We start from the raw sequence: 13,044 nt of genomic DNA, 5'->3' as shown, positions 1-13,044 counted from the left end.
GTCCGGGGCGTCAGGGGGGCGCTCCCCCGGGCAAGCGTCAGGGGCGCTTCCCCGGGCGAGCCTCAGGGACGCTCCCCCGGACGGCCGTCGCCGTCCTCGTCGCGAAAGGCGCCCACGATCAGATCCGTGAGCAGCGCGCCCGCCGTCCCCTCCGGGTCGAGGTCCGGGTCGTAGATCGTCACATTGAGCCCCACGCAGCGCTCCGAGCGCACCAGGGTCCGCAGCAGTACGGCGAGTTCGCCGGGCAGCAGCCCGCCCGCGTCCGGGCTGTCGACCGCGGGCATGACCTCGGGGTCGAGCACATCCGCGTCCAGATGGACCCAGAACCCCTCGGTGACCGGTGCCTCCAGCGTCCGGAGCACCGCCCCGGCCGTCTCCGCCACCCCCCGTGCGCGCAGCTCGCCGACGGTCGCGGTGGGGATCCTCAGCCGGGCCAGTTCCTCGCGGTCCTCGTCGTAGTCCCTGATCCCGAAGAGCCGTACGTCCTCGTCGCGCAGATACGGCCGCAGTCCCTCCAGATCGGTCAGACCGGGCTGGCCGCGTCCGGTGCCGATCGCCAGCTCCTCACCGCCCGCCGCACCGATGCGCGCGGAGTTGCCGGGGTGGCGGAAGTCCGCGGAACCGTCGATGGCGGCCAGGCCGTACCGCCCGATCCGGCGCAGCGCGAGCGACGCGCCGAGCTGGATGGAGCAGTCGCCGCCCAGCACGAGCGGGAAGTCGCCCGCCCTGACATGGTGCTCGATCCGGTCGGCGAGCCGGGGGGTGTAGCGGGCGATGGCGGCGGCGTTGAAGACCCCGTCGCCCTCCTTCCAGTCGCCGCGGTCGTAGCGGGGCGGGACGACGACCCCGCCCTCGAACGCGCCGAGCCGCTGGACGATCCGCTGTTCCCGCAGGGCGCCGGCGAGCTTGTAGCAGCCCGGCACCACACCGGGTGCCGGGGGACGCAGCCCCAGGTTGGAGGGGGCGTCGATCACCACGATATTCCGCATGCGGGCCATCCTCACCGCCGTATTCTCGGTCTCCAAGCGATTTCGGCGAGAGCGAAAGGCGGCGAGGGGATGACCACGCGGCACACCTACCGGGTGATCGTGCGGGGGACGTTCGAGGAGCTGACGGACGGGGCGAGGTCCCGGCTGCTCACGGAGGTGGACCAGCACGGTCTGACGGGGATGCGGTTCACCCCGGAGGGTTCGCTCACCTACGACCGGACCCTGAAGCACTTCAGCTACCGGTATGCGGTCGTCTCGGACGCGGCGGACGGCGAGGAGATGGCGGCGGTGCTCGCCGAGGACCGCGCCGGGACGGCGCTGAAGGCCCTGGGGTACGGCCATGGCGAACTGCGCTCCACCGTGACCGACATGGACACCATGAAGATCAACCGCAAGGGCCGCTGATCCGCCGGCCGTGCATACCCAGGCCGTTCACCCTCCGGCCGGTCACCCTCCGTCCGCTTCCGCGCCGGCCGCGCCGGGCATCTCGGCCGTGATCGCCCAGCGTTCATGGTCACGCCAGGCGCCGTCGATCAGCAGGAAGTCCGGCGAGTAGCCCTCCAGACGGAAGCCCGCGCGCCGTACGAGCGCGATGGAGCCGGTGTTGCCGGGCTGGATGTTGGCCTCCAGCCGGTGCAGTCCGAGCGGCCCGAAGGCGCGGCGCAGCACCAGCCCGAGCCCCTCGGTCATCAGTCCCCGCCCGGCGGCGTGCGCGAACGCGCCGTATCCGAGGGCTCCGCAGTCGAACGCGCCCCGGACGATGTTGTTGATGTTGATGAAACCCGCGATCCGGCCGTCGTCGCGGGCGCAGACGAGATGGCCCGCCCTGGTGGGGTCCTCGATGAGCCGACGCGCGTACTCCGCGAACGCCTTCGCGGTCCCCGGCGGGAAGAGCCACGGGTGGTGCAGGGACGTGCTCTCGTGGACGAGCGCGGTGAACTCGTCGGTGTCCTCGTAGCGGTACGCACGCACGAGGACGCGCGGGCCCTCGGCGAGCGGGGTGTGCGTGTCGGGCATCGCGTCAGCTTAGGTCCTGCGCCTCCGGGACCCGGCCTGGGCCGGGTCCCGGACCGGGACGCCGGACGGGGTCAGCTCAGTGCGGGCACCTCCAGGGTGAGGGTGCAGCTCTCCGTGTCCAGGACCGCCGGCATCCCCAGGGGCATGGTCAGGGTCGACTCGCCGTGCCCGAAGCCGAACTCCTCCACGACCGGGACGCCCAGCCCGCCCAGCCGGTCGAGGAGCAGCGTCCGTACGGCGTCGTACGGACCGCAGTCCGTCCAGGATCCGAGCGCGATGCCCGCGACGCCGTCCAGCCAGCCGGAGCGCAGGAGCTGGGTGAGGACACGGTCGAGGCGGTACGGCTCCTCGCCCACGTCCTCGATCAGCAGCAGGCCGCCGGCCGCCGAGAGGCGTCCGTAGGGGGTACCGAGATCCGCGGCGAGCAGACTGACGCAGCCGCCCAGCGTGACACCGCGGGCCCGGCCGGGGACGAGCGCGCGGGCCGTGTCCCGGCCGAGGGTCCGTACCGCCTCGGGCTCGAAGAGCGTGGCGCGCAGGGACTCCTGGGTGGGTGCGTCCTTGAGGAAGGCCAGGGTGGCCACCATCGGACCGTGCAGGGTGGAGAGACCCAGCCGCCGGGCGAACGCCTCGTGCAGCGCGGTGATGTCGCTGTAGCCGACGAAGACCTTGGGGCCCGCGGCCCGCATCGCCGCCCAGTCGAGCAGATCGACCATGCGCTGGACCCCGTAGCCGCCGCGCGCGCAGAGCACCGCGGAGACGGACGGGTCGCACCACGCTTCCTGGAGATCGCGGGCGCGGTCCTCGTCCGTGCCCGCGAGATACCCGAGCCGCGGATGGAGATCCAGCACATGCGGGGCGACGACGGGGTCGAGGTCCCAGCCGCGCAGGATGTCGAGTCCCGCTTCGAGCCGGTCCGGCGGAACGGGGCCGCTGGGCGCCACCACGGCGACCCTGGCCCCCGGGCGCAGCCGCGGGGGCCTGGTCAGTGGCTCAGGACGCGCCGCGGGATCGGGAACCGCCGCGGGCGCGGGAAGGGAGGGAAGGACCGGTGGCGCGGGAACGGTCGCCGACATGGGCGAGGTCGGTGGTGCGGGCGGGATCGGTGGTACGGACGGGATCGGCGGTACGGAGGGGGTCGTTGGTGCGGACGGGGTCGTTGGTGCGGACGGGGTCGATGAGCTCTGAGGCGTGGCGGTCACTTCGTCAGCTCCAGCCGCGGGATGTCGGTTCGGTCGATACCGAAGGTCTGTGCGTACAGGGACAGCTCGGCCTCCAGGGCGCGGATCATGGTGTCGGCCCTGCGGAAGCCGTGGCCCTCCCCCTCGAAACCTATGTACGCGTGGGGGATACCGCGTCCGTCCATCCGGTCCAGGAACCGCTCGCACTGCGCCGGGGGGCAGATCACATCGTCGAGCCCCTGGAGGAGCAGGAAGGGAGCGGTGATCCGGTCGACGTGGTGCAGCGGCGAACGCTCGCGGTAGCGCTCGGGTACCTCGGCGAGCGGTCCGATCAGCGACTCCAGATACCGCGATTCGAAGTCATGGGTCTCGTCGGTCGCCCAGCCCAGCAGGTCGAGGATCGGATAGATGATCGTGCCGCAGGCGTAGACGCTCGTGGTGGTGAGCGAGGCCGCCGCCGTCCAGCCGCCCGCGCTGCCTCCCCGCACGGCGAGTCTGGCCGGGTCGGCGGTGCCCTCCGCGGCCAGTGCCCCGGCGACGGCGGCGCAGTCCTCGACATCGACGACGCCCCACTGCTCGCGCAGCCGGTCGCGGTAGGCCCTGCCGTAGCCGGTGGACCCGCCGTAGTTGACCTCGGCGACCCCGATCCCCCGTGAGGTGAAGTAGGCGATCTCCAGATCGAGGACCAGCGGGGCGTGCCCGGTGGGCCCGCCGTGGGCCCAGATCACATAGGGCGGCAGTTCGCCCTCGGGCGCGCGGTGGCCCGGGTGGTGCGGCGGATAGAGCTGGGCGTGGATCTCGCGGCCGCCGGGCCCGGTGAACGTACGGACCCGCGGCTCGGGGTAGTACGCGGGGTCCACCGCGTCCCGGTGCTCCGCGCCGATCACCCGGGCGCGCCCGGTGGCGGTGTCCAGCTCCACGACCTCGTACGCGCTGTGCGGACTCGCCGCGACCCCGATCACCCGGTCGCCCTGCACGGTCAGGGTGGCGGCCCACTCCGTCCAGGGTCCGACGGCGTCCACCAGTTCGCCGGTCCTCGGATCGAGGATGCCGAGCGCGGTGGTGCCCGTGCCGTGGATGACGGCGATCAGCCCGTTCTCCAGGGGGTGGAACCACTGGAGGCCGATCTTCCAGAGCGGTCCGCCGAACTCCTCCCTCCGGCCCGGACAGAGGGCGGTGCCCGCGATGACACCCGGTGCCCGGTCGGGTCCGAGCGCGTCGGGACGGATGCGCTGGAGCTCCCACCAGTCGCTGGCGTCGGAGACGAAGAGCAGCGAGCCGTCCGGCGCCCAGTCGACCTGGGCCACGGATTCGCCGGTGTCCCCGGCCGCGGCCCGGACCCCGGTGAACGGGCCCGCCTCCGTCACCTCGCCCAGCATCACCACCGTGCCGTCCCAGGGCATCGACGGGTGGTCCCAGGCGATCCAGGCGGCATGGCGTCCGTCCGGCGAGAGCCGGGGCCCGGTGAGGAAGCGGTGCCGGTCGTCGGACAGCTCCCGTACCGCCGAGCGGTCCTCGGCGGCCGAGCCGTCCAGCGGGACGGCCGCGATCACCCGCCGTACGTCGCCGGGCCCCTCGCCGGTGAACTCCTCCAGCACGCACCAGACTTCGCCCCGGTCGGGGTGGAGCCGCGGATCGGCCCAGCGCAGTCCTCCCCCGGTCTCCGACACCGGGGTGAGCGGCCGGGGCGCGGCGGAGCCGTCCGGCTCGTACCCGTAGAGCCGCTGGTCGGGGAAGTGCACGAAGACGACGAGCGGACCGCCGTCGGGCCGGGTGGCACCGGCCCAGGGCACACCGCCGTACTCGATCACCCGGCTGCGGACGTTCCACGGGGCCGGCAGCACCGACTCCTCGCGGCCGTCCGCCCGCCGTCGTACGAGCGCGCGCCGGCCCGCCTCCTCCGGACGCGGTTCCGTCCACCACACCTCGTCGCCGACCGCCCCCACATATTCGGGGCGCCCGTCGTGCGAGGCGGCCAGCGTGGCGTCGATGGGGGACGGCCATGTCCCGTAGGCGTCCACGGCCCGCGTGATCGGCATGGTGAGCGCTCCTAAGCGGTTTTCAGATAGTGGTCGAGGACGCGGACGCCGAAGTGCAACGCCGGGACGGGCACCCGCTCGTCCACCCCGTGGAAGAGCGCCTGGTAGTCGAAGCCGGGCGGCAGCTTCAGCGGCGAGAAGCCGTAGCCGGTGATCCCGAGCCGGGAGAACTGCTTGGCGTCGGTGCCGCCGGACATGCAGTACGGCACGACATGCCCGTCGGGATCGAAGCGCTCCACGGCGGCGCGCAGCTTGGCGAAGGTCGGTGAGTCGACCGGTGCCTGGAGCGCGATCCCGTGGTGGTGGAACTCCCACTCCACGTCCGGCCCGGTCAGCTCGTCCAGCGTGGCCCGGAACTCCTCCTCGCCGCCGGGCACCATCCGCCCGTCGACATAGGCGACGGCCTGGCCCGGAATCACATTGACCTTGTAGCCGGCCTCCAGGACGGTCGGATTGGTGCTGTTCCGGACGGTCGGCTCGACCAGCGCGGCGGCCGGGCCGAGCTTGCCCAGCAGCCCGTCCGGGTCGAAGTCCGGGGCATGGACGTCGACATGTATCCCGTGGAGCGCGGCGATCTCGGCGAGAGCCGCCCGGACGGTCGGGGTGAGCCTGACCGGCCAGGGGTGTTCGCCGATCCTGGTGACGGCCGCGGCGAGCCTGCTGACCGCGTTGGCGCGGTTCACCTTCGAGCCGTGACCGGCCCTGCCACGGGCGGTGAGCTTCAGCCAGCCGGTGCCGCGCTCCCCCGCCCCGATCGGATAGAGCGCCATACCGGGACCCGCGTGGAAGGTGAAGGCCCCCGACTCGCTGATGCCCTCCGTGCACCCCTCGAACAGCTCGGGGTGGCTCCGGGCGAGAAAGCCCGCCCCGTCGGCGGCGCTGGCCTCCTCGTCGGCGGTGTAGGCGATCACGATGTCCCTGCGGGGCCGCACTCCCGATCTGGCCCAGGCCCGCACGACGGACAGGACCATCGCGTCCATGTTCTTCATGTCGATCGCGCCGCGGCCCCACACGACGCCGTCCCTGACCTCCCCGGAGAAGGGATGCACGCTCCAGTCGGCGGGCTCCGCCGGCACGACGTCGAGATGGCCGTGGACAAGGAGCGCGTCGGCCGACGGATCGGTGCCCTCGATCCTGGCCACCACATTGGTGCGGCCGGGGGTCCGCTCCAGAAGGATGGGTTCGATCCCCGCGCCGGCGAGACGCTCGGCGACATACTCGGCCGCGGGCCGCTCCCGGCAGTCTCCGCCGCCCCTGTTGGTGGTGTCGATACGGATGAGTTCCGAGGTGAAGTCGACCACCTCGTCGAACGCCGCCGTATCAGGAGCCACACTCGTGTCGATGGGCGTCATGTCAGCCATACTGCTCCTCCACCGCGGCCGAAACGATCGTCGTGACCGCTTTGAACGTACGAATGGCCTCATACATCGTCCCGCTGGTGTACGTCACACGCCGCTCACCGCTGGGGGCCACACCCGGCACGACCGTGGCGACCTCGGACAGATGCGTGGCGTCGAACTCCAGCTCCATGGTGAAGGGACCGCCCGCGAGCGGTTCGTACCGCCCGGCGAGCGCTGTGGCCTCCTTGGCGGCGCCACGGATGTCGGCGGCCGTGCGCGCGGGTGTCCTGCACACCGCCGCGTACCGCGAGACATGGTCCTTCACCGCGACCTTGCGCGCGTCCGGCGCGTACCCCCCGGCGTCCGCACAGGTCAGGTCGTCACCCGTGACGAGCACCACGGGGACGCCGTACTCCGCGACCACCTGGGCGTTCAGCAGCCCCTCGCTCGCCCGCGCGCCGTTCAGCCACACCCCGGTGAGGGAGTTGGCCAGATAGGTGTGCGCCAGCACGCCCTCCGTACCCGCACCGGTGTGATAGCCGACGAAGGCGATCCCGTCCACATCGCCGTGCTGGACGCCCTCGACCATGGAGAGCGCCTTGTGCCGCCCGGTGATCATCTGGGCCCGCTCGTCCAGCCGCTCCAGCAGCAGATTGCGCATGGTCCAGTGCGCCTCGTTGATGAGCACCTCGTCGGCGCCGCCGTCGAGGAAGCCGAGCACGGCCGCGTTGACATCCGAGGTGAACAGGGAGCGGCACCTCTCCCACTGCGGCGTGCCCGGCAGCACGTCCGCCGGCCAGGTCACACCGGTGGCGCCCTCCATGTCGGCGCTGATCAAGATCTTCATGGCTGGAAACCGTACGCGTCCTCGCGGCCCCCTGCCAGCCCTGTGGATAACCGACGGCGGTCCGGACCACTGAAGCGCATCAGAGGCGCCGCAGCGCGGGCAGCAGCGTCTTCTCCGCCCAGTCCAGGAACGGCTGCTGGTGGTCGCCGCCGATCTGGACCAGCGCGATCTCCGTGAAGCCCGCGTCGACATACGGCTTCACCGCCTCCACGAACACGTTCACGTCGTCGCCGCACGGGATCGCCTCCGCGACGTCCTCGGGCCGTACGTACCGGGTCGCCCCGTCGAACGAGGCCGTGCCCGGCAGTTCGGAGTTGACCGGCCAGGGGCCCACGGCCCACCGGAACTGCTCGTGCGCCCGGATCACCGCCTTGTCCCGGTCGGTGTCGTAGCACACCGGCAACTGCCCGATCCGTGGCTTTCCCGACCCGCCGTGCTCGTCGAAGAGCCGCAGCAGTTCGCTCCTCGGCTCGGTGGCGATGACGACATCGCCCAGCCGTCCGGCGATCTCGCAGGACCGCGCTCCTGAGACCGCGATCCCGATCGGCGGCGGCGTGTCCGGGAGATCCCAGAGCTTGGCGCTCTCCACATCGAAATGGGGGCCGTGGTGGTTCACATAACCGCCTGCGAACAGCGCGCGGATGACCTCGACGGCCTCCTCCAGCATCTCCAGCCGGATATGGGCGGCGGGCCAGCCCGCGCCCACCACATGCTCGTTGAGGTTCTCGCCCGAGCCGAGCCCCAGCCGGAAACGGCCCTCGGAGAGAAGCTGCATGGTCGCGGCCTTCTGGGCGACGATCGCGGGGTGGTAGCGCGTCGTCGGACAGGTCACATAGGTCATCAGCGGGATACGCGAGGTCGCCTGGGCCGCCGCGCCCAGCACGCTCCACGCGTAGGGGGCATGGCCCTGGGCGTCCAGCCAGGGGAAGTAGTGGTCCGAGGTCACGGAGAAGTCGAATCCCGCCCGCTCCGCGCCCACCACATGCTTGACCAGCTCACGCGGCCCCGCCTGCTCCGTCATCATCGTGTATCCGATTTGCACCATGGTCAGCGCTTAGCCGCTCCCGCGCGCCAGGAAACCTCCTCCGGCCCAGGGTGGGGCGAATGGCCCTTCCGGCCCTCCCTCACCCCCTCCCTCACCCCGGCGGGGCCCGGTTCCCGCCCGGACGAGGGACGGAAGCCGGGCCCCGGCCTGCGACGGAACCTCTCGCGACGGCCTCTCGCGACCGTCCCCGGCGGCGGCCCCGATGACGGGCCCGGCGGCCCCCGGCGGCGGCTCCGGCGGCGGCTTCGCTCACACCCGCCAGGCGCCCGCCGCGGCCTCCGTACGCGCGAACTCCGCGAAGTCGCGCGGCGGCCGGCCCAGTGCGCGTACGACACCGTCGAGTACGGGGGCCTCCAGGCTCGTCCTGATCGGCTTCAGGGCGTCGGCCCAGGTGGACGCCTCCTCCTCGGACACCCCCCGGGACGTCAGGCGCGCGCGGTAGGCGGCCTCGTCCAGCGGGACATAGCGGGCCCGGTGACCCGTGACCCGGGCGATCTCGGCCAGGCAGTCGTCGACGGTCAGGGCGCGCGGCCCGGACAGTTCGTAGACCTCGCCGTCGTGGCCCGGTCCGGTGAGCGCGGCGACCGCGACCTCGGCGATGTCCTCGGCGTCCACGAAGGACGCCGCGCCGTCCCCGGCGGCCAGCGAGAGTTCACCGGCGGCCACCTCGTCGCGGAACGCGCCCTCGCTGAAGTTCTGCGCGAACCAGCCGGGGCGCAGGATCGTCCACGCCACGCCCGAGGCACGCACCGCGTGCTCCCCCTCGACATGGGGGCCGCCGTCGAAGGCCGGGCCGAAGTAGCCCGGGACGTCGGCCCCCCGGGCGGAGAGCAGCACCAGCCGCGTGACGCCGCTCGCCACGGCCCGCTCCACCAGCGCGGGGGTCCGGGAGGGAGCGATGTCCAGCGGAACGATGTACACGCTCCCGGCGCCGTCCAGCGCGGCGTTCCAGGTGGAGGGGTCCTCCCAGTCGAACGGCGTCTGCCCGGAGCGCGAGGCGGCGCGCGTCGGCACGCCCCGCTCGCGCAGCCGGGCGACGACCCGGCGGCCCGTCTTGCCCGTACCGCCGATTACCACTGTCGGTTCACGTGTCATGACAAAAGTCTCACCCGTGACGCCGGGGTCCTCACTCCCGGCCCCGGTGTCGACGGGACCCGGTGGCGACGGGACCCTGTGGCGGCGGGACCCTGTGCCGACAGGGCGCTGCGGTGACCGGCCCCGGCGTCGACGCGCCGGGGAGGTCCGCGGCGCCGGCCCGGTCACTCCCTCGCGCCCTCCCTCGCGAGGACGAACCACCTGGCCGGCAGGTCGATCCGCGTCCCGTCCGGCATCGTCTCCGTCTGGGCCAGCGCCGTGTCACCGGTCGCCAGGATCGTCAGGCCCGCCGCGCGCAGTACGGACGGCACCTCCTGGTCCGTGGCACCGGCCGGCTTGAGGCCGTGGTCGAAAACCCGCCGCAGCTTCGCGGGCGGACCGTCCGGTCCCGACGCGGCCCGCTGGAACACGGCCTTCGACGCGGGGGTCAGCTCCACGACGAACGCCCTGCCGCGCTCGCCGAGCAGTTCGGCGACCGCCCCCGCGACCGCGGGACGGTCCTGGGGCTCGCTCTGGTGGATGACCGCCCGCATATACACATGGGTGTCACCGATCCGGTCCCGCAACGCGCGCACGGCGTCCCCGTCGACCAGATCGAGCTGTTCGAACGCGGCGGTCTTCGCTGTGTCCGCGCGCCGCGCGTGCTCGATCGCCGCGTGGGACAGGTCGACACCGATCGCGCGGGCGAACCGGGTGGCCAGATAGCGGGTCTGGGTGCCGTTGCCGCACCCCAGGTCGACCACGGGAAGCGAGACATCCGCGTACGGCAGCAGCAGCTCGCTGTGCGGAATCGCGGTGAGGGACGGGTCGGCGTCCCAGATCGCCTCGCCCGGTGTGTCCGAGGTCTCCCGCCAGTAGCCTTCCCACGCCTCGCGGTAACGCTGTGACACGTCCATACGGTCTCCCCACAGGTCCGGCCCGCCAGAGGCGGGTTGTACCCGTCCGGACTACCGTCCCCCGGGTCCGGGGACAAGGCGCGGGAGCGTTCTCACGTCAACCGTGGTGGCGGAAGGGCGGGTTCCGCGTCAGGGACTGCTCGAACCAGACCGTCTTGCCCCGTGCCGTACTGCTCGTCCCCCACTCCCGCGCCAGACTGCTCACCACCCGCAGTCCGCGCCCGGACTCGTCGTCACGGCCCGCGTCCAGCAGCGCCGCGGGGGCCGGTTCGTCGTCGGTGACCTCGCACAGCAGGGCGTCCGTACGGACCAGGCGCAGCCCGACCCGGTGGGAACGCGCGTGCCTCACGGCGTTGGTGACCAGCTCACTGACCATCAGCTCGGCCGACTCCACCGCGTCCGGCAGCGACCAGCCGAGCAGCCGGTCGCGCACCATCCGTCTCGCTCTGCGCACCTCGCGCGGGTCCAGGGCGAGTTCGTACTCGGCCACGTCCTCGTCCGGGATGCCGTTGAGCCTGGCCATCAGCAGGGCCACGTCGTCCTTGCGGCCGCCTCGGGTGTTCAGCGCGCGGATGATGGTGTCGCAGGCGTCGTCCATGGAGGCGGCGGGGTGCGCGGCGGACGCGCAGAGCGCGGCCAGGCCCTCGCCGATGTCCTCGCCGCGCACCTCGACCAGGCCGTCGGTGCACAGCACCAGCCGGTCGCCCGGCTCCACGCGTACGGTCACCGTCTCGAAGGCCACTCCGCCGACTCCTACGGGCGCACCGGTCGGGATGTCGAGCACCTCGCCGCCGCCGTCCTCGGCGCGGACCAGCACGGGTGGGATATGACCGGCGTTGGCGATCTGGATCTCGGATCTGATCGGGTCGTACACCGCGTACAGACAGGTCGCCAGATACTGCTCGCCGAGCCGCTGCGCCAGGTCGTCCAGATTGCGGAGCAGTTGGGCGGGCGGCATCTCCATGGTCGCCATGGTCTGCACGGCGGTGCGCAACTGGCCCATCATCGCGGCCGCGTTGAGCCCGTGGCCCATCACATCGCCGACCACCAGGGCGGTACGCGATCCGGGCAGTTTGACGGCGTCGAACCAGTCGCCGCCGATCCGGCCGAGCCGGGCGCCCGGCAGATACCGGGTGGCGATGTCGCAGCCGGCCATGTGCGGCGCGACCTGGGGCAGCATGCTGTCCTGGAGCGCCTCCGCGACGGTCTCCTGATACGTGTACATCCGCGCGTTGTCGAGTACGAGCCCGGCCCGCGCGGCGAGTTCGGCGCCGGTCGTCCGGTCCATGTCGTCGAACGGCTCACGGTCCCGCCGCCGCATCAGCACCATGAAACCGAGCACGACATCGCGCGCCTTCAGCGGTACCAGCAGCAAGGACCGGTGGTTGATCAGCGGACGCAGGTCCCGTTTCTCGAACTCACCGGAGATGCGGTTCCCCATCTCCTCGCTCAGCCGGGGGATCAGCACGGGTTCACCGGTGACCATGCACTGGAAGAACGGCGTGTGCTCGGGGAAGGCGATGGCCTCGCCGACCGGCACGGTGTCGTCCCAGCGGCCCGGCTCGTCGTTGTGCTCGACCCACACCCGGTGCCAGATGGTGGTCGCGTCGGGCGGGCCGTCCGGGAACCCCTCGCCCGCCAGGACGGCGGCGCGCAGATGCGTCCCCGCGAAGTCGGTGAAGCGGGGCACGGCGGCGCTGGTGACCTCACGGATCGTACGGGCCAGATCGAGCGAGGACCCGATACGGCCGCTGACGTCGTTCAGGAACTCCAGCCGCTCACGCACCGCCGCGTATTCGAGGTCGAGCTGGGGCAGGGGCACCGCCGCGCGCCGGGCCGGCCGGCCCCCCGGCTCGGGCGCGGGGCCGCCGAGCCGTCCGGCGGCCCGTCGGGGCACACCCCAGTCGGGAGTGACGGGCACCCGGTCGTGATGGCTGAACTCCAGAACCGGATAGCCCAGTTCGAGGACCTGCGCGATGATCCGGCCCGACTCGGCCGGGCCCATGTTCGGCAGGATGTCCGGCAGCCGCCGGGCCAGCGTGTCCGCGTCGGGGAACTCCGTGTGGTGGGCGAAGCCCGGGGCGATCCTGAGGATGTCCGGGTCGCTCTCCCCGTGCCCGGGACGCAACCGGCCCGCGTCCGCGGCGAGTACGAGATGGCGCCCCGGTCCCGGACCGACCAGCGGATAGGCCCACCAGAGCACATCGAGCCTGCCGTGCTCCGGATGGGAGACCTTCGCACGGCCCGCCGTCGGATATGAGCCACGGATGTGCAGTTCGGGGCCGAGGTCGTCGTAGCCGTCGTACGCGGCGTGCGCCACCCCGCGCTCCTCGGTCGCGAGCGCTCCGGCGACGGGCATCAGATCGCCGGCCGGCTGCCCGACCGCCTCCTCCTTCGGATGGCCGAAAAGCCGCCGTGCACCGGACGACCAGTGCGACACGAGGCCGTCACCGTCCACGACGACCACGGCGAGCGGAATCCGGCCGGCCGCGGCGGCCTGCTGCGGCGGTCCCGGCGGAACACCACTGTCCATGGGTGGGAGGCTCCTTCCCTGCCGCCAGGATCCGCGGCTCCGTCCTCCACGGTACGGCCCCT

At 72.4% G+C, this 13,044-nt stretch carries 11 protein-coding genes; 1 reads left to right on the top strand and 10 read right to left on the bottom strand.

Annotation, left to right across the window (positions count from 1 at the left end):
* Positions 1-62: 62 nt before the first annotated feature.
* Positions 63-989, bottom strand: coding sequence for an arginase family protein (locus ACFYYH_RS00830; RefSeq protein WP_388544044.1), 927 nt, complete (start codon positions 987-989; stop codon positions 63-65).
* A 69-nt stretch (positions 990-1,058) separates the two neighbouring features.
* Here ACFYYH_RS00830 and ACFYYH_RS00825 point away from each other — a divergent pair, with 69 nt between their 5' ends.
* Complete coding sequence (locus ACFYYH_RS00825) at positions 1,059-1,394, top strand: DUF6204 family protein (protein ID WP_388544041.1); 336 nt, start codon at positions 1,059-1,061, stop codon at positions 1,392-1,394.
* 42 nt (positions 1,395-1,436) lie between these two features.
* On the opposite strand, the gene ACFYYH_RS00820 is transcribed toward ACFYYH_RS00825, so the two are convergent.
* The 9 genes from ACFYYH_RS00820 to ACFYYH_RS00780 form a co-directional block, all read right to left on the bottom strand.
* Entirely contained in the window at positions 1,437-2,006 is a 570-nt protein-coding gene (locus tag ACFYYH_RS00820) for a GNAT family N-acetyltransferase (RefSeq protein ID WP_388544038.1), read from the bottom strand.
* 71 nt (positions 2,007-2,077) lie between these two features.
* Positions 2,078-2,950 carry an LD-carboxypeptidase gene (locus ACFYYH_RS00815; protein ID WP_388544035.1) on the bottom strand — a complete coding sequence of 291 codons (873 nt, stop codon included), beginning with the start codon at positions 2,948-2,950 and terminating at the stop codon, positions 2,078-2,080.
* Positions 2,951-3,204: 254 nt separating this feature from the next.
* Complete coding sequence (locus ACFYYH_RS00810; RefSeq protein WP_388544033.1) at positions 3,205-5,226, bottom strand: prolyl oligopeptidase family serine peptidase; 2,022 nt, start codon at positions 5,224-5,226, stop codon at positions 3,205-3,207.
* An 11-nt stretch (positions 5,227-5,237) separates the two neighbouring features.
* The gene (locus ACFYYH_RS00805; protein WP_388545245.1) at positions 5,238-6,578 is read right to left on the bottom strand and encodes a M20/M25/M40 family metallo-hydrolase; all 1,341 of its coding nucleotides are present in this window, start codon (positions 6,576-6,578) and stop codon (positions 5,238-5,240) included.
* 1 nt (position 6,579) lies between these two features.
* Entirely contained in the window at positions 6,580-7,413 is an 834-nt protein-coding gene (locus tag ACFYYH_RS00800) for a M55 family metallopeptidase (RefSeq protein WP_388544031.1), read from the bottom strand.
* Between the two features lie 79 nt (positions 7,414-7,492).
* A complete protein-coding gene (locus tag ACFYYH_RS00795) occupies positions 7,493-8,458 on the bottom strand; it encodes an LLM class F420-dependent oxidoreductase (protein WP_388544027.1) in 966 nt (321 codons plus the stop codon).
* 249 nt (positions 8,459-8,707) lie between these two features.
* Positions 8,708-9,553, bottom strand: a complete 846-nt coding sequence (locus ACFYYH_RS00790; protein ID WP_388544024.1) for an NAD(P)H-binding protein — start codon at positions 9,551-9,553, stop codon at positions 8,708-8,710.
* Positions 9,554-9,717: 164 nt separating this feature from the next.
* Positions 9,718-10,449: a class I SAM-dependent methyltransferase gene (locus ACFYYH_RS00785; RefSeq protein WP_388544021.1), complete on the bottom strand. Its 732-nt coding sequence runs from the start codon at positions 10,447-10,449 to the stop codon at positions 9,718-9,720.
* Positions 10,450-10,546: 97 nt separating this feature from the next.
* On the bottom strand, positions 10,547-12,982 hold the full coding sequence (locus tag ACFYYH_RS00780; protein ID WP_388544019.1) for a SpoIIE family protein phosphatase: 2,436 nt from the start codon (positions 12,980-12,982) through the stop codon (positions 10,547-10,549).
* Between the last annotated feature and the right edge of the window lie 62 nt (positions 12,983-13,044).

Source organism: Streptomyces sp. NPDC002018 (assembly GCF_042890865.1).
Lineage (GTDB): Bacteria > Actinomycetota > Actinomycetes > Streptomycetales > Streptomycetaceae > Streptomyces.
Note: the sequence above shows the minus strand (reverse complement) of the source record. Positions and strands in the feature narration are given on the sequence as shown.

Excerpts from the sequence above, each read along its gene's own strand:
- ACFYYH_RS00830 (WP_388544044.1), bottom strand. The coding sequence starts at position 989 with ATGCGGAATATCGTGGTGATCGACGCCCCCTCCAACCTGGGGCTGCGT.
- ACFYYH_RS00825 (WP_388544041.1), top strand. The coding sequence starts at position 1,059 with ATGACCACGCGGCACACCTACCGGGTGATCGTGCGGGGGACGTTCGAG.
- ACFYYH_RS00820 (WP_388544038.1), bottom strand. The coding sequence starts at position 2,006 with ATGCCCGACACGCACACCCCGCTCGCCGAGGGCCCGCGCGTCCTCGTG.
- ACFYYH_RS00810 (WP_388544033.1), bottom strand. The coding sequence starts at position 5,226 with ATGCCGATCACGCGGGCCGTGGACGCCTACGGGACATGGCCGTCCCCC.
- ACFYYH_RS00805 (WP_388545245.1), bottom strand. The coding sequence starts at position 6,578 with ATGACGCCCATCGACACGAGTGTGGCTCCTGATACGGCGGCGTTCGAC.
- ACFYYH_RS00800 (WP_388544031.1), bottom strand. The coding sequence starts at position 7,413 with ATGAAGATCTTGATCAGCGCCGACATGGAGGGCGCCACCGGTGTGACC.
- ACFYYH_RS00795 (WP_388544027.1), bottom strand. The coding sequence starts at position 8,458 with ATGGTGCAAATCGGATACACGATGATGACGGAGCAGGCGGGGCCGCGT.
- ACFYYH_RS00790 (WP_388544024.1), bottom strand. The coding sequence starts at position 9,553 with ATGACACGTGAACCGACAGTGGTAATCGGCGGTACGGGCAAGACGGGC.
- ACFYYH_RS00785 (WP_388544021.1), bottom strand. The coding sequence starts at position 10,449 with ATGGACGTGTCACAGCGTTACCGCGAGGCGTGGGAAGGCTACTGGCGG.
- ACFYYH_RS00780 (WP_388544019.1), bottom strand. The coding sequence starts at position 12,982 with ATGGACAGTGGTGTTCCGCCGGGACCGCCGCAGCAGGCCGCCGCGGCC.